The sequence below is a fragment of the Achromobacter sp. 1011791174 genome (assembly GCF_059760925.1).
Genome location: NZ_JCBANH010000002.1, coordinates 13,942 through 30,332, shown reverse-complemented (window position 1 = coordinate 30,332; position 16,391 = coordinate 13,942). Strand labels below are relative to the sequence as shown.

The window sequence follows — 16,391 nt, the reverse complement described above, 5'->3', positions numbered from 1 at the left end:
ATGCGTTTCATCAATCGCCGCCCCGAACGGGGCGAACGCTGGCTGCTCGCGCTGCTGCCGTTCATCCTGCTGGCGCTGGTCTACGTGGTCGCCTCGTCCGCGCGGCTGGCCGACAACCCGGACGACCGCCTGTTGCCGAGCGTCGCGCAAATGCTCGACGCCATCGCGCGGATGGCCTTCACCGAGGACGCGCGCACCGGCTCCGTGCTGCTCTGGTCCGATACGCTGGCCAGCCTGACACGCCTGGCGCTGGGCATCGCAGTGGCCGCCCTGGCCGGCCTGGGCCTGGGCATCGCCTCCGGCGCCTTTCCGATGCTGCGGGCGACCCTGTCGCCCCTGATGGCGGTCCTCTCGATGATCCCGCCGCTGGCGATCCTGCCCATCCTGTTCATCGTCTTCGGACTCGACGAACTCTCCAAGGTCATGCTCATCGTCATCGGCATCACGCCGGTGCTGGCGCGCGACCTGGAGCAGCGGGCCCGCGAGATTCCGGCCGAACTGCTGGTCAAGGCGCAGACCCTGGGCGCCAACAGCTGGACGGCGGTGCTGCGCGTGATACTGCCGCAATTGCTGGCGCGGCTGCTGCTATCGCTGCGGCTGATGCTCGGGGCGGCCTGGCTATTCCTGATCTCGTCCGAGGCGATTTCGGCGACGGCCGGCCTGGGCTATCGGATCTTCCTGGTGCGACGCTACATGTCGATGGATGTCATCCTGCCCTATGTGGCCTGGATCACGCTCCTGGCCTGGGCGATGGACTGGGCGTTGCGCCTGATCCACCGCAAGTGCTTCCCCTGGTCCGAGGGGAGCGCGCCATGAGTTTCATCGAGATTCGCAACGTCTGGCAGCGCTATGGCGACCAGGTCGTGCTCGAACAGCTGAACCTGCGTATCGCCGAAGGCGAGTTCTGCACGCTGGTGGGCGCCTCGGGCTGCGGCAAGTCCACCTTTCTGCGGCTGCTGCTCGGCCAGGAGCGGCCCAGCAAGGGCGAACTGCGGCTCGAGGGCCGGCCGTTGCCCGCCGAACCCGATGCCCAGCGCGGCGTGGTGTTCCAGCGCTACTCGGTCTTTCCTCATTTGAACGTGCTGGACAACGTGGCCGTGGGGGTGGAATTGCGGGCCGCGCCGCTGCTCGGCCGCCTGCTGGGCCAGCGCAAGCGCGCCGCGCGCGAGGCCGCAGCGGAAATGCTCCACCGGGTCGGTCTCGGCCACGCGCTGGCGCGCTACCCCAACCAGCTCTCGGGCGGCATGCAGCAACGCCTAGCCATCGCCCAGGCGCTCATCACCCGGCCGCGCATGCTGCTGCTCGACGAGCCCTTCGGCGCGCTGGACCCCGGCATACGCAAGGACATGCACGCGCTGCTGCTCGAGCTCTGGCGCGAGGCCCGGCTGACGGTCTTCATGGTGACCCACGATCTGTCGGAGGGATTCCATCTCGGCACGCGACTGCTGGTGTTCGACAAGGTGCGCATCGATCCCCAGGCGCCGCAGGCCTATGGCGCCCGCATCACCTACGACATCCCGCTCAACCCGGACCGCGCGGCGGGCGCCAAGGCCGTGGCCTCGCTGCCGCCCCACGTCGTCGCGCGCGCCCTGCCCCCCGACGCATACATCCACACCAAGGGAATATCATGAACACCGACAGCCTTTTCATTGAAGCCCCGCTGTACGAGGAGACGCTGCCCGGCGGCGGCCACGCGTCTTTCATCCTCAAGCGCGGCCAGGTACTGCGCATCACCGACCTCGAGGGCGGCGCCAACGTCGGCATGATGTTGCTCAATGCCTGCCAGCCCAGCGAGCGCCTGAATCTGCCCGACACCCTCAAGGGCCAACACACCTTCCGGCTGACCGAAGGACATTGCCTGTATTCGGACATGGGACGCGTGCTGGCCGCCATCGTATCGGACAGCTGCGGCTGGCACGACAGCATAGGCGGCGTGCTGGACGCCGGCGAAGTGCAGGCCAAGTACGGTTCCGGCCGCTACCAGGAACTGCGCAACGGCTTCTTCCGCAACGGCCACGACAACCTGCTGGTCGAGATGGGCAAGTGGAACCTGGATCTCGAAGACCTGTTGATGGTCGTCAACCTGTTCAGCAAGGTCACCGCCGATGAGCACGGCATCCTGCGCTACGTCAGCGGCAATTCCCAGGCCGGCGACCATGTCGCGCTCTATGCGCCGATGGACACGCTGGTGGTCCTGACGGCGTTGCAGCACCCGATGGACCCGAATCCGCGCTATGCGCCCCGGCGGGTCCGGATGGCCTGGGGCCAGGCCCGCACCGCAAGCATCGCCGACGCCTGCCGCGCATCGCGCCCGGAAAACGCCCGGGCTTTCCACAATACCGAACGCCTCTACCTCTGAGGAGCCCCGCCATGTCATTGACCGCCAGCCAACTCACGCCCGAGACCGCCCTGTTTCGCCACGTCATTCCCGCCGGCGAACCCTACCTCTTCGAGGTGAAGGCCGGGCAGACCTTGCGCCTGCTCGACCTGGAAGGCAACCAGGCCGTGGATACGCTGTTCTACAGCGCCGCCAACCCGCGCGAGCGCTACGACCCGCAACGCACGCTGCGCCGCCAGGACAAGATCTACCTGACCACCGGCAGCGTGCTCTATTCCAATCTGGGCAATCCGCTGCTGACCATCGTGGCCGACACCTGCGGCCGCCATGACACGCTGGGCGGCGCCTGCGCCCAGGAAAGCAACACTGTGCGCTACGCGCTGGGCAAGCGCCACATGCACAGCTGCCGCGACAACTTCCTGCGCGCCTGCCTGCACGACGGTCGGCTGGACAAGCGCGATATCGGCGCCAACATCAACTTCTTCATGAACGTCCCGGTCACTCCCGAGGGCGGGCTGACCTTCGAGGATGGCCTCTCGGGTCCGGGCAAGTATGTCGAGCTGAAAGCCGCCATGGACGTCATCGTGCTGATTTCCAACTGCCCGCAGCTGAACAACCCCTGCAACGGCTGGAACCCGACGCCCGCCGAAGTGCTGGTCTGGGACTGACGGACGCGGCGCCGTCGAGCGCCGCCGAACATCGCTCTTCCCTGTCGAGAGTAGAGGCCGCGCTCGCGCGCCTCGCTCTCCCGCCCCGGACGACCGGGGCGCGCTATGTCATCGCGGGACGGCCCGCCACTCGAGACCGATCGAATGTTCAAGAAACTCCTGATTGCCAATCGCGGCGCCATCGCCTGCCGTATCGAGCGCACGCTGCGCGCGATGGGCGTGCAGAGCATCGCCGTCTATTCCGACGCCGACGCGGGCAGCCTGCACGTGGCCCAGGCCGACAAGGCGTACTGCCTTGGTGATGGCGCCGCGAACAATACCTACCTCGCGACGGACAAACTGCTCGACGCCGCGCGCGACGCCGGCGCCGACGCGATCCATCCCGGCTACGGCTTCCTGTCGGAGAATGCCGCCTTCGCGCAGGCCTGCATGGCCGCCGGCATCGCCTTCGTCGGGCCCACGCCCGAGCAGCTGCGGGTTTTCGGCCTGAAGCACACCGCGCGGGCACTGGCCCGTGAGCAGGGCGTGCCGATGCTCGAAGGCACCGACTTGCTGGACAGCCCCGCAACCGCCCTGGCCGCGGCCGAACAGGTCGGCTATCCGGTGATGCTCAAGAGCACCGCTGGCGGCGGTGGCATCGGCATGCGGGTGTGCCGGTCACCGCAGGAGCTGCAGGACGCCTTCGCTGTCGTGCAGCGCCTGGGGCAGAGCAACTTCAGCAATGCGGGCGTCTTCATCGAGCGCTACATCGAACGCGCCCGCCATCTGGAAGTGCAGGTATTCGGCGACGGCCGGGGCGGCGTGCTGACCCTGGGCGTGCGCGACTGCTCGGTGCAGCGACGCAACCAGAAGGTCATAGAGGAAACCCCCGCGCCCAACCTGCCCGATGCCATCGCCAGCGCGCTCTGCGAGGCGGCCGTGACGCTGGCGCGCGCGGTGCGCTATCGCAGCGCCGGCACGGTGGAGTTCGTCTATGACAGCGATGCGCAACGCTTCTATTTCCTGGAGGTCAACACCCGGCTGCAGGTCGAGCACGGCGTCACCGAGCAGGTCTGGGGCGTGGACCTCGTGCGCTGGATGATCGAACTCGCCGCCGGCACGCTGCCCCCGCTGGAGCAACTCGCGCAGGGGCTGCGGCCCCAGGGACACGCCATCCAGGCGCGGCTGTACGCCGAAGACCCCGGACGCGATTTCCAGCCCAGTCCGGGCCTGCTGAGCGAGGTGGCCTTCCCCGCCGCCGACGGTCGCGCGCTGCGGATCGACACCTGGGTGGAAGCCGGCTGCGAAATCCCGCCTTACTTCGACCCCATGATCGCCAAGGTGATCGCCTGCGCGCCCACCCGCGACGCGGCGCGCGACGCGTTGGACGCGGCCCTGGCGCAGACCCGTCTCTACGGCGTGGAGACCAATCGCGACTATCTGCGCCAGATCCTGGCGGATGCGCCCTTTTCCAGCGGATCGCCCTGGACGCGGTGCCTGGAAACGCTGGCCTACCGCAGCACGGCGCTCGACGTGCTGTCCTCGGGCACGCTGACCACGGTGCAGGACTGGCCAGGCCGCCAGGGCTACTGGGCCGTGGGCGTGCCGCCTTCCGGCCCCATGGACGACCGCGCGCTGCGCCTGGGCAACCGGCTGCTGGGTAACGCCGAAGGCGCGGCCGGGCTCGAGATCACGATGTCGGGACCGCGACTGCGTTTTCGCGCGCCCGCGGTGGTGGCGGTCACCGGCGCGCGGTTGCCGGTCCTGCTCGATGGCGCCGAGCAGCCCATGGACACGGCCTTGTTCGTGCCCGCTGGCGCGACGCTCACGCTTGGCGCTATCCAGGGCGCGGGCGTCCGAAGCTACCTCGCCCTGCGCGGCGGCCTGCAATTGCCGGATTACCTGGGCAGCAAGAGCACCTTCACCCTGGGCCAGTTCGGCGGTCACGGCGGCCGGGCGCTGCGGGCCGGCGATGTCCTGCACCTGCCGACGCTCGACGACGCCTCGGCCGGCGCCAGCTTGCCGCCGACGTTGCTCGCCCCCCTGCCCCCCGTGCGCCGGATCCGCGTGATCTACGGCCCCCACGGCGCTCCCGAGTATTTCACCGCCGGGTACATCGAGACTTTCTTCGCCGCCCAATGGGAGGTGCACTTCAACTCCAGCCGCACGGGCGTCCGGCTGATCGGTCCCAGGCCCGAATGGGCCCGCGACAGCGGCGGGGAAGCGGGCCTGCATCCTTCCAACATCCACGACAACCCGTATGCCGTGGGGGCCGTGGATTTCACGGGAGACATGCCGGTGATCCTGGGACCCGATGGTCCGAGCCTGGGCGGTTTTGTGTGCCCGGTGACGGTCATCGAGGCGGACCTGTGGCAGCTCGGCCAGCTCAAGGCGGGCGACCGCGTGCAGTTCATTGCGGTGGATCTGCCCACGGCCCGCCGCCTGGCCGATGCGCGCGACCAGGAAAGCGCGACGCTGACCCCGGACCAACAGGACTGGCAAGCCACGGCCCCTGCCTCGCCGATCGTGCTCGACACGGGCGCCGGCGACCAGCGCCTGGTGGCCCGCCTGTCGGGCGACACCCATCTGCTGCTCGAAGTGGGCGCGCCCGAACTGGACCTCGTCACGCGCTTCCGGGCGCACGCCCTCATGCAGGCCCTGCAGGCGCAGGATATCGATGGCATCGTCGACCTGACGCCCGGCATCCGCTCGCTGCAGGTCCACTATTGCCCGCGCAAGCTGCCGCTGCCGGTGTTGCTGCAGGACATCGCGGCGCAATGGGCGCGCGTCAGCGCCGCCCGCGACCTGAGCGTGCCCTCCCGCATCGTGCACCTGCCGCTGTCCTGGGACGATCCGGCCTGCCAGCTCGCCATCGACAAATACATGACCACCGTGCGCAAGGATGCCCCATGGTGCCCGAGCAACCTTGAATTCATCCGTCGCATCAACGACCTGCCCGACATCGACGCGGTCCGCCAGACGGTCTTCGACGCCAGCTACCTGGTGATGGGCCTGGGCGACGTCTATCTCGGCGCGCCCGTGGCCACGCCGCTGGATCCGCGACATCGCCTGGTCACCACCAAATACAACCCCGCTCGCACCTGGACAGCCGAAAACTCGGTGGGCATCGGCGGCGCGTATCTCTGCGTCTACGGCATGGAAGGACCCGGCGGCTACCAGTTCGTCGGCCGCACGCTGCAGATGTGGAACCGCTACCGGACCGTGCCCGCCTTCGACGGCCAGCCCTGGCTGCTGCGCTTCTTCGACCAGCTGCGCTTCTATCCGGTCAGCGCCGAGGAGCTGGCGCGGATCCGGCGAGACTTTCCGCTGGGACGGTTCCCCTTGCGGATCGAGCCGGCGGAACTGCACCTGGCCCAATACCAGGACTTCCTGCGCCGCGAGGCCGAGGACATCGCGGCCTTCAAATCACACCAGGCCGCGGCCTTCGACGCGGAGCGTCAGCGCTGGATCGACACCGGACAGGCGCACTTCGAAAGCGACGACACGGCGGCAGGCACCCCCCAGGCCGAAGCGCCGCTGCCCGAAGGCTGCCACGGCGTGGAAAGCGATATCACCGGCAACCTGTGGCAGGTGCGGGTACAGGTCGGTCAGCAAGTACAGGCTGGCCAGGAACTCGTCGTCCTGGAATCGATGAAAATGGAAATCACCGTGAATGCGCCACAGGCCGGCGTCGTGCGCGAAGTGCGCGCGCAACCCGGCGCCTCGGTGCGCGCGGGCCAGTGCGTCGTGGTCATCGAAGCCAATCGAGGAGATTCGACTCGGTAAACATCACGCCCCTCAACAAAACCAGGGACCTTGGTACCGTCCAGGCACATGACGGTACCCATCCTGGTCATTCAAGGTCCAGCTTTGTGATGCCGCCGACCATACCGGCGGTTCCTCGGGGTTTGCCGAGGCGGCTTGAGATGCCGTGGAACGCCAACGGGCTGTCAGGGGTGGATTTGCATGCGTATTCCGGACGGCATGGAACCCGTCCGGCAGGATCAGCTCGATGCCCGGCGGCCAGCTCCGTCACGCCCGAATGAAATCGACCAAGGCCCGCAGCGCCGCAGGCAGGTGCCGCCGCCCCGAGTAGTAGAGAAAGAACCGGCCAGGCGGCGCAACATAGTCCCGCAGCAGCGCCACCAGCCGGCCCGCGGCCAGATCCTCGCGGACCATGGCCTCATAGACGTAGGCCACGCCTGCGCCGTCGCACGCGGCCTGGATCATCGGCACGTCGTCGTCGAACACCAAAGGGCCGTTGACCTCGATGGCCAGCGGCTCGCCCTTCACCTGGAACTCCCAGGCATAGCGGTGGCCGCTGGGAAAACGGCGACCAATGCAGGCATGGCCGGGCAGCTCGCGCGGCGTCCGTGGCGTGCCGCGCAAGACGAGATAGGACGGCGCGGCCACGCATGCAAAGCGCTGCGGCGGCCCGACAGGCGTCGCCACCATGCCTCCGGCCAGACTCTCGCCGTAGCGAATGCCGGCATCGAAGCCATCCCCCACGATGTCGGCCAGGCCGTCATCGGTCACGACATCCACCTGCACACGCGGGTATTTCGCCACGAATCCCGCCAGCATCGGCGCCAGCACCAGCCGCGCCGCCGGGCGCGGCACATTCAGGCGCAGCGTGCCGGTTGGCTCGGCCTGCAAGGCGGTCATGTCCTCCAGCGCGTCAGCGACTTCCCGCAAGGCGGGATCGAGTCGATCCAGCAAACGCTGGCCCGCCTCGGTCGGTGTCACGCTGCGCGTGGTGCGGTGTAGAAGGCGCACGCCCAGCCGCTCTTCCAGACCGCGCATGGCGTGGCTCAAGGCCGAGGCGGACACGCCGCGCTCGGCCGCCGCCTTGCGGAAGCTGCGATGCCGCGCGAACGCATCGCCAGCCTGCCGAACGACGACTGGCGCAAGACCCGCAGCCCGGACTTCCAGGAGCCACGCCTGAGCGCGAATCTTGCCCTGGTCGAAGCCTTGCGCCGCATTGGGGAGCGCCACGGACTGACGCCGGCAGCGGTGGCGATCGCCTGGGCGCTGCGGCAACCCGCCGTGACCGGCGCCATCGTCGGCGCGCGACGGGCTGAGCAGGTCGATGGGCTGCTGGGCGCGGCGCAATTGTGGTTGAGTGCGGATGAGCTGGCGGAGATCGCGCCCTTGCTGCCTGAGGGTATGGGTACTAATGTGCCGGAGGCGGGGGCTTCGTGAGCGGGGGTCCCTCTCTGCGCGCACGATGACTATGCGTTCGCTCCGTTGCTGCCTTGGGCAGGCGGCAGCGGGGCTTCTGCAGACGGCGGGCATTCAGCCTATACCGTCGATAAGCCGTTCGGCTTCGCTGGCAATGTCGCCCCTCTTCAACTTCGCCAACCGAGTGACGTGCGAAGGTGCAGTCAGGTCTGGATCATCAACGGCAGGGGCTCAATCGAGTCCCCGGGATCCATCGCCACGGCCACCGCCAGCCGCTTGCGCAGGCCGGCGATGGTTATCGATAGTTTTCGAAGTCGCAATTCCTTCGAATCAAGGGCTTACGAAGACATCTCGATACTTGGCGATAGTCCTTGAAGGACCTCAATTCACTCCCACTCAATCGTCGCAGGCGGCTTGCTCGACACGTCATACACCACCCGGTTAATCCCGCGGACCTCATTAATAATCCGCGAAGAAACCCGAGCCAGCAACGGATGCGGCAGCGGCGCCCAGTCGGCCGTCATGAAGTCAAACGTCTGCACCGCGCGCAGCGCGACGACATACTCATACGTCCGCCCATCACCCATCACCCCCACCGACTTCACCGGCAGGAACACGGCAAACGCCTGCGAGGTCAGCTCGTACCAGGTCAGGCCGCTGGCCTCGTCCTTGGTATTGCGCAGCTCTTCGATGAAGATCGCATCGGCGCGGCGCAGCAGTTCGGCGTACTCGTGCTTGACCTCGCCCAGGATCCGCACGCCCAGGCCAGGACCCGGGAACGGATGACGGTAGACCATCTGCGGCGGCAGGCCCAGGGCCACGCCCAGTTCGCGGACTTCGTCCTTGAACAGTTCGCGCAGCGGCTCCAGCAGCTTCAGGTTCAGCGTGTCGGGCAGGCCGCCGACGTTGTGGTGCGACTTGATCGAAGTGGCCTTGCCGGTCTTGGCGCCGGCCGATTCGATGACGTCGGGGTAGATGGTGCCCTGGGCCAGCCACTTGGCGCTCTTCTGCTTGCCGGCCTGGTCCTGGAACACTTCCACGAATTCGCGGCCGATGATCTTGCGCTTGGCTTCGGGATCGGCCACGCCGGACAGCTTGCCCATGAACTGGGCGGTCGCGTCGATGTGGATGATCTTGACGCCCATGTTCTCGGCGAAGGTCTGCATGACCTGCTTGCCTTCGTCCAGGCGCAGCAGGCCGTGGTCGACGAAAACGCAGGTGAGCTTGTCACCGATGGCCTTGTGGATCAGGGCCGCGGCCACCGAGGAATCCACGCCGCCGGACAGGCCCAGGATGACTTCGTCGTCGCCGACCTGCTCGCGGATGCGGGCCACGGCTTCGGCCACGTAGTCGGGCATGTTCCAGTCGCCCTGGCAACCGCAGATCTCGTTGACGAAGCGCGACAGCATGGCCTTGCCCTGCACGGTGTGCGTGACTTCGGGGTGGAACTGCACGGCGTAGAACTTGCGGTCTTCGTCGGCCATGCCGGCGATCGGGCAGGACGGCGTGGACGCCATCAGCTTGAAGCCCGGCGGCAGCGCGGTGACCTTGTCGCCGTGGCTCATCCAGACCTTGAGCATGCCGTGGCCTTCGTCCGTCGTGAAGTCGGCCAGGCCGTCGAGCAGCTTGGTGTGGCCGTGCGCGCGGACTTCGGCGTAGCCGAATTCACGGTGGTCGGAGAAGCTGACGACACCGCCCAGCTGCTGCGCCATGGACTGCATGCCGTAGCAGATGCCCAGCACCGGCACGCCCAGCTCGAACACGGCGTGCGGCACGCGCATGGAGCCTTCTTCGTAGGCCGAGGCGTGGCTGCCGGACAGGATGATGCCCTTCAGGCCCTGGGCCAGCTGCTCGCGCACGAAGGCGTCGTCGACGTCGCCCGGGTGCACTTCGGAATAGACGCCGGCTTCGCGGACGCGACGGGCGATCAGTTGGGTGACTTGCGAACCGTAGTCCAGGATGAGGATGCGCTGGTGCATGAGACTCTACCTATTGGAAATAAAACCGCACCGGCAGAACCGCTGACTGATTTTGCGATTCTGCCGGTGCGTGATGCCTGACATTGTAGTTGACTGTGTGGATCAGTCGGCGCGGTAGTTGGGCGCTTCCTTGGTGATCTGCACGTCGTGCACATGCGACTCGCGCACGCCCGCGGAGGTGATCTCCACGAATTCGGTCTTGGTGCGCATGTCGTCGATGGTGGCGCAGCCGCAGTAGCCCATCGAGGCGCGGATGCCGCCGACCAGTTGGTAAATGATGGCCAGCACGCTGCCCTTGTAGGGGACGCGGCCTTCGATGCCTTCGGGGACCAGCTTGTCGGCGTTGTTGGCCGGGTCCTGGAAGTATCGGTCGGCCGAGCCTTCCGTCATGGCGCCCAGGCTGCCCATGCCGCGGTACGACTTGTACGAACGGCCCTGGAACAGCACGACTTCGCCGGGGGACTCTTCCGTGCCGGCGAACATGCCGCCCATCATGCAGGCGGAGGCGCCGGCGGCGATGGCCTTGGCCACGTCGCCCGAGTAGCGGATGCCGCCGTCGGCGATGAGCGGCACGCCCGTGCCTTCCAACGCCTTGGCCACGTCGGAGATCGCGGTGATCTGCGGCACGCCCACGCCCGCGACGATGCGGGTGGTGCAGATGGAGCCGGGGCCGATGCCGACCTTGACGCCGTCGGCGCCGTACTCGACCAGCGCGCGCGCGGCGGCGGCGGTGGCGATGTTGCCGCCAATGACTTCAACCTTGGGGAAATTCTGCTTGACCCAGCGCACGCCTTCCAGCACGCCACGGGAGTGGCCGTGCGCGGTGTCGACGATCAGCACGTCGACGCCCGCGGCGACCAGCTTCTCGACGCGCTCTTCGGTGCCGGCGCCCACGCCCACCGCCGCGCCCACGCGCAGCTGGCCCAGGGCGTCCTTGTTGGCGACCGGATGCTCGGTGTTCTTGACGATGTCCTTGACCGTGGCCAGGCCGCGCAGCTCGAAGCCGTCGTTGACGATCAGCACGCGCTCCAGGCGATGCTTGTGCATCAGGGCCTGGGCTTCGTCCAGCGTCGCGCCTTCCTTCATCGTGACCAGGCGATCCTGCGGGGTCATGATGTTGCGCAGCGGCTGGTCGAGGTTCTCTTCGAAGCGCAGGTCGCGGTTGGTGACGATACCGACCAGCTTGCCGCCTTCGACCACCGGCAGGCCGGAGATGCCGTGCTGGCGCTGCAGCGCGATGGCGTCGCGCACCTTCATCAGGGGAGTGACCGTGACCGGATCGATCACGATGCCGAACTCGTGACGCTTGACGCGGGCCACTTCACGGGCCTGGGCGTCGGCGGACAGGTTCTTGTGGATGATCCCGATGCCACCCTCTTGCGCCATGGCGATGGCCAGGCGCGACTCCGTCACGGTGTCCATGGCGGCGGACACAAGCGGGATGTTCAGGGTGATGTTGCGAGACAGGCGCGTGGCCAGGGAAGTGTCGCGAGGCAGGACCTCGGAATACGCAGGCACCAGCAACACATCGTCGAAGGTGAGCGCTTTTTGTACGAGACGCATGGGTAACTCCGGGCGCAAAGCAAGATTATACGCCGAGCAGGCTTTTTTTCTAGGTGTTCTCCCTAGGAAAATTTTGGGGAACTTTGTGAATCAAGCACTTAGCGACTGCAAGAAGCGGCTGGGCATGCGCTGCCCGGCTCTCCGCTCTGGCACATGCTTGCCGGCATCCCCGTCTGACGATGCGGACTTGGAGCAGTCTTCGGCCCGCATCATCGTCTTGACGACGACGCACGCCAACGCGTTCATCTCATATTTTTATCCGGGCAATATTGACAGCTGGTTTTACCCGGAACATAATCAGACAAGCTCCAGATCCATATCCATCCCTGACGCACCGCTCATGGCCCAGCTCACTGATACCCACACCGCCTTCGCCGGCCACCACATCCTCGCCTCCGGCTCCCTGGCCGACGTAGCGCTCGCCGTCAAGCACGCCCCGCCCTCTTCGCCGTCCGCCCCCGTGCTGATCTTCAACGACAGGACCGGCCACCAGGTCGACCTGAACCTGAGCGGCACCGACGAGGAAGTCGTCGCGCGCCACGCGCCGCCGCCCCCAGTTGTCGCCGATACCCCAGAGTCGGACGACGCCACACCCGAAGCCCCGCGCGGCCGCGGTCGCCCCAAGCTGGGCGTGGTGCCGCGCGAAGTGACGCTGCTGCCGCGCCACTGGGACTGGCTGGCCGCGCAGCCCGGCGGCGCGTCGGTGGCGCTGCGCAAGCTGGTCGAACAGGCGCGCCGCGACAATGAAGTCCGCGACCGCAAGCGCGAACGGCAGGAAGCCGCCTATCTCTTCATGTGCAGCCTGGCCGGCAACCTGCCCGGATTCGAGGAGGCCACGCGCGCGCTGTATGCCGACGATCGCAAGCGCTACGCGGAGCAGGTCGCGTCCTGGCCCGAGGATGTCCGCAACTATGCCTTGCGGCTGGCGTGGGAAACGGACGGCGGCGAGGCTTGAGGCGCGGGTGCGCCAGCGCCTGCTACGCTATGCTCATCGCCCCCTCCCCACGAGACGCTCCATGTCCGATCCTGCCGCCCGCAACCTGCTGCTCTATGACGGCGACTGCCCCTTCTGCTCGAACTATGTGCAGCTGATGCAGCTGCGCAAGACCATCGGCCCGCTGGACGTGCTGAACATGCGCGAGCATCCCGACCTGGCGGCGCATTTCCGCGCGCGGGGCTATGACCTGAACGAAGGCATGCTGCTGCAATGGGACAGCAAGATCTACTGGGGCGCCGACTGCGTCAACCGGCTGGCCCTGCTCAGCACCGGTAGCGACCTGTTCAACCAGATCAACGCCGCCATCTTCCGCAAGCCCTGCCTGTCCAAAGCGCTGTATCCCTTCATGCGCGCCGGCCGCAATCTGGGGCTGACGCTGATGGGCAAGGGCAAGATGCAGTATTGATTCCCGCCTGGCGCGCCAGATTCCCACTCGATGCGCGCCAGCCTTTCACTCCTCCCACTCAACCCACCCTCCAATATGATTTCCGTCAGAAGACTGCTGCCCGCTGAATGGGCCCTGGCTTTTCCGCTCATCGCGCAACTGCGCAACCTGGACGAGGCGGAATTCCTGCGCCGCGCCCGCCGTCAGGCGCATGGCGGCTACGAGCTGGTCGGCGCCTACCTGAACGACGCGCTGGTCGGCGTCATGGGCATGCGACCGGTGCACACCCTGGCCCGTGGCCCGCACCTGCACGTGGACGATCTGGTGGTGGACGCGGCCGTGCGAGGCAGCGGCGCGGGACATGCGCTGATGGCCTACGCCGAGGCGGACGCGCGAGCCCGCGAGATGAGCGCGGTGTTCCTGGACGCACGGCCCGACGCCATTCCTTTCTATGAAAAGGAAAACTACGTGCGGCATCCTGCGCCTTCGATGAAGAAGTCGCTGGCGCCCTGACGCGGCCCTGCCTGGCGACAGCCGCGCCCTCCGGCGCGCCTTCACGACGGACGCGAACCAAGCGCCGCCATGGCCTTGCCCAAGGCCTGCGGCGCATACCCATCCCAGGGACGATTGCCGATATCCAATCGCTCCCGCGCGTCCGCGATGGTCCAGTGCGCGCCGCCGCGCACCTGCTCCAGTTCGTCCCAGCTGATCGGCACCGAGATCGGCAGGCCCGGCCGCGCCCGCGCCGACCAGGGCGCCACGGTCGTCGCGCCAAAGCCGTTGCGCAGGTAGTCCGCGTAGATCCTGCCCACCCGGTTGCGCGGACCGCTCTTGGCCACGAACAACTGCGGCCAGGCCTGCGCCAGATGCCGCACCAGGGCCGCTGAAAAATCCTTCGTGGTTTCCCAGCCATGCTGCCTGCGCAGCGGCACCAGCACATGCAGGCCCTTGCCGCCGCTGGTCTTGAGCCACGCGTCCAGCCCGATCTCGCTCAACAACGCGCGCAGCACCCGGGCCGCCTGCCTGACGCTCTCCCAGGGCACGCCCTCGCCCGGGTCCAGGTCGAACACGATGCGGTCCGGCTTGTCGATGGCCGTCTTCACGGCGTTCCAGGTGTGGAATTCGATGGCATTCATCTGGACCGCCGCCAGCACCGCCCTCGGCGTCGGCAGCTCCAGCAAGGGCGGATGCCCCGGATACAGGGACTCCGGCAACAGACGCGCGCCGGGCATCGCGGCATCCATGTGGCGCTGGAAAAACAGGTCCCCCCCGATGCCCGACGGCGCGCGCACCAGCGAGACCGGCCGCCCCTTCAGATAGGGCCTCATCAACGGAGCAGCCTGCGTGTAGTAGCGCGCGAGGTCGCCCTTGGTCAGGCCGCTCGCGGGATCGATGACGCGCTCCGCGTGCGTCAGCCGGCCCGGCCCGCCGGCATGGGGCTTGCCGTCTTCCCGTCGTGTTTGTCGCCCTCGCTCGCCCGGCATCCGGCCTCCCTTTCCATGGCGCGCGCTCGATCCAGGGCGGCGCCGAACCGCCGTCAGGAACATGAGCGCGGCAAACAGACAACACGTCGCCCCGCGCCTAGCTGGCGGGCACTTCCCGCGCGATGGGTTGCGGCGCGCGCGGCGGCGGCCGCAAGCCTTCGGGCAAGCGGCGCAGCAGCTCATCCAGCGGCACCGCGCGTCCGTACAGCCAGCCCTGCGCCTTGGCGACGCCATGCGTGGACACCGCCATCGCCTGCTCGATGGTTTCGACGCCCTCGGCGATGACGTCCAGGTCCAGCGACCGGGCCAATTCGACGATCTGGATCGCCACCGTCCGGCGCGGCCCCTTGTCCGCGATGCCTTGCGTGAAGAGCTTGTCCAGCTTCAGGTAGTCCAGCGAAAAGGACGCCAGATAGGCCAGGCTCGAATAGCCGGTGCCGAAATCGTCGATCGCGATCCGCACGCCCAGCGCGCGCAATTCCTCGATGCGCTCCTTGGCGTTCTGCTCCAGCAGGCCACGCTCGGTCAGCTCGATGAACACCAGCTTCGGGTCGCGGCCCGTCACTTCCAGCAGGCGCTGGGTCAGGGCGCGCCCCTTGCCCGAGCACAGCTCGCTGGGCGCCAGGTTCAGCGACACATAGAAATCCGGCGCCTGCGCGGCGATGACCGGGATGTCCTGGCGGGCCAGGTCGAACACCATCGTGGCGACGTCCCCGGACAGGCCGAAGCGTTCGGCGGCGGGAATGAAGATGTCCGGGCCGATCGCCTCGGCGCCCAATGGCCGGCGCCAGCGCAACAAGGCCTCGGCGCCCACCCAGGCGCCGCTGCGCAGGTCCACGATGGGTTGGTAGGCCAGATAGAAATCCCGGTTTTGGATGGCGCGCTGCAACTGCGTGCGCAGATCCAGCGCGCGCCGCGACTGCCAGAAGATCACCGTGAACACCAGCAGCCCGGCCAGCGCGCCCGTGACGCCTACGATCCATCGGGTCAGCGCCATGTCGTGCAGATAGGCATGCTTGGGCAGGGTCGCCATGGCGAAGAAAGAGAACTTCGACGACGGCGTCAGCGCGACGACGGCGCCGGCGCGCTCCTCGGTCACGGGCACGCGATCTTCCAGGCCTTCCATCCAGGCGGGGTCGACGTTGCCGCTGCCCAGGAATTGCGCCGCCGTGCCCGGATACGCCAGCCCCAGCGTCATGTGCGGGGCCAGCAGCTCCGCCGCGCCCAGGAAGTCGCCGCGATTCAGGAAAATGGCATAGCCGCCATCGGCCAGCGCGCTGTAGTGCAGATTGGGCGCGGCCGGCAGCACCACGTCGCTCCAGACCTTGACACCGCGCACGGACACGAAATCGGGCTGGCCGATATCCACCTTGTCCATGCTATGGCCCAGCGAGGAACAGGCCACGCGCGATCCGTCCAGCACCGCGATGGCGCGCAGCAGCGGCGACTGCAGCACCAGCTTGCCCATCTCGGCACGGGCGAAGGACGCGCACGGCGGACTGTTGCCCATGTCGCCGAGCGTCCGGCTGACCTCCCACAGCTGGGTCAGCACGTCGTCGGCGCGCTTGAGCACGGCCTTGGACACGGTCTGGGCCTGATTCTTGGCCCGTTCAAACGCAAAATAGTCCAGCAGCGCGATCCCCATGAATGTGGGAACCACCGCAGCGACCAGCATTGCGCAAACCAAAACAAGTGTCGTCGCGAGCTTGCTCATTCGAACCGCCCCCCATCTCACGCCTTGTTGATGGTGATCAGAAGCACTGCGAATGTTGCAGGCCAAAATAATACCGCGCAGTAGCCCGGCATGGTGTTCAAAA

At 67.4% G+C, this 16,391-nt stretch carries 14 protein-coding genes; 9 read left to right on the top strand and 5 right to left on the bottom strand.

All coding sequences use genetic code 11. From position 1 onward, the window contains the following. From AC6LJ5_RS01140 to uca, 5 genes are all read left to right on the top strand, one after another. A complete protein-coding gene (locus AC6LJ5_RS01140; RefSeq protein ID WP_392411433.1) occupies positions 1 to 816 on the top strand; it encodes an ABC transporter permease in 816 nt (271 codons plus the stop codon). After that, positions 813 to 1,631, top strand: coding sequence for an ABC transporter ATP-binding protein (locus AC6LJ5_RS01135; RefSeq protein ID WP_498139603.1), 819 nt, complete (start codon positions 813 to 815; stop codon positions 1,629 to 1,631). The genes AC6LJ5_RS01140 and AC6LJ5_RS01135 overlap by 4 nt, the downstream gene beginning before the upstream one ends. Beyond that, complete coding sequence (locus AC6LJ5_RS01130; protein ID WP_392411435.1) at positions 1,628 to 2,359, top strand: urea amidolyase associated protein UAAP1; 732 nt, start codon at positions 1,628 to 1,630, stop codon at positions 2,357 to 2,359. Before AC6LJ5_RS01135 ends, AC6LJ5_RS01130 begins: the two co-directional genes overlap by 4 nt. 11 nt (positions 2,360 to 2,370) lie before the next feature. Further along, a complete protein-coding gene (locus tag AC6LJ5_RS01125; RefSeq protein WP_392411436.1) occupies positions 2,371 to 3,006 on the top strand; it encodes an urea amidolyase associated protein UAAP2 in 636 nt (211 codons plus the stop codon). 144 nt (positions 3,007 to 3,150) lie between these two features. Beyond that, positions 3,151 to 6,771: an urea carboxylase gene (gene uca, locus AC6LJ5_RS01120; protein ID WP_498139602.1), complete on the top strand. Its 3,621-nt coding sequence runs from the start codon at positions 3,151 to 3,153 to the stop codon at positions 6,769 to 6,771. Between the two features lie 246 nt (positions 6,772 to 7,017). Here uca and AC6LJ5_RS01115 read toward each other — a convergent pair whose 3' ends face one another. Next, on the bottom strand, positions 7,018 to 7,917 hold the full coding sequence (locus AC6LJ5_RS01115) for a LysR family transcriptional regulator (RefSeq protein ID WP_498139666.1): 900 nt from the start codon (positions 7,915 to 7,917) through the stop codon (positions 7,018 to 7,020). Here AC6LJ5_RS01115 and AC6LJ5_RS01110 point away from each other — a divergent pair. After that, positions 7,849 to 8,187 (top strand): aldo/keto reductase, encoded by a 339-nt coding sequence (locus AC6LJ5_RS01110; RefSeq protein WP_498139601.1) that lies wholly within the window; start codon positions 7,849 to 7,851, stop codon positions 8,185 to 8,187. The two genes, AC6LJ5_RS01115 and AC6LJ5_RS01110, sit on opposite strands and share 69 nt — an antisense overlap. 365 nt (positions 8,188 to 8,552) lie before the next feature. Here AC6LJ5_RS01110 and guaA read toward each other — a convergent pair whose 3' ends face one another. Together guaA and guaB are read right to left on the bottom strand one after the other, a co-directional pair. Beyond that, positions 8,553 to 10,145, bottom strand: a complete 1,593-nt coding sequence (guaA, locus tag AC6LJ5_RS01105; protein WP_103274871.1) for a glutamine-hydrolyzing GMP synthase — start codon at positions 10,143 to 10,145, stop codon at positions 8,553 to 8,555. Between the two features lie 102 nt (positions 10,146 to 10,247). Continuing rightward, positions 10,248 to 11,708 (bottom strand): IMP dehydrogenase, encoded by a 1,461-nt coding sequence (gene guaB, locus AC6LJ5_RS01100; RefSeq protein ID WP_103274872.1) that lies wholly within the window; start codon positions 11,706 to 11,708, stop codon positions 10,248 to 10,250. A gap of 340 nt (positions 11,709 to 12,048) precedes the next feature. On the opposite strand from guaB, the gene AC6LJ5_RS01095 reads away from it, so the two are divergent. The 3 genes from AC6LJ5_RS01095 (at position 12,049) to AC6LJ5_RS01085 (ending at position 13,603) form a co-directional block, all read left to right on the top strand. After that, positions 12,049 to 12,663 (top strand): DUF2239 family protein, encoded by a 615-nt coding sequence (locus AC6LJ5_RS01095; RefSeq protein WP_498139600.1) that lies wholly within the window; start codon positions 12,049 to 12,051, stop codon positions 12,661 to 12,663. A gap of 61 nt (positions 12,664 to 12,724) precedes the next feature. Then, entirely contained in the window at positions 12,725 to 13,111 is a 387-nt protein-coding gene (locus tag AC6LJ5_RS01090) for a DCC1-like thiol-disulfide oxidoreductase family protein (protein WP_498139599.1), read from the top strand. A gap of 75 nt (positions 13,112 to 13,186) precedes the next feature. Then, a complete protein-coding gene (locus AC6LJ5_RS01085; RefSeq protein ID WP_498139598.1) occupies positions 13,187 to 13,603 on the top strand; it encodes a GNAT family N-acetyltransferase in 417 nt (138 codons plus the stop codon). A 41-nt stretch (positions 13,604 to 13,644) separates the two neighbouring features. Here the strand turns inward: AC6LJ5_RS01085 and ligD are convergent, their stop codons facing one another. Both ligD and AC6LJ5_RS01075 read right to left on the bottom strand, forming a co-directional pair. Next, positions 13,645 to 14,574: a non-homologous end-joining DNA ligase gene (gene ligD / locus AC6LJ5_RS01080; RefSeq protein ID WP_498139597.1), complete on the bottom strand. Its 930-nt coding sequence runs from the start codon at positions 14,572 to 14,574 to the stop codon at positions 13,645 to 13,647. A 97-nt stretch (positions 14,575 to 14,671) separates the two neighbouring features. After that, positions 14,672 to 16,249 (bottom strand): EAL domain-containing protein, encoded by a 1,578-nt coding sequence (locus AC6LJ5_RS01075; RefSeq protein WP_158658439.1) that lies wholly within the window; start codon positions 16,247 to 16,249, stop codon positions 14,672 to 14,674. Between the last annotated feature and the right edge of the window lie 142 nt (positions 16,250 to 16,391).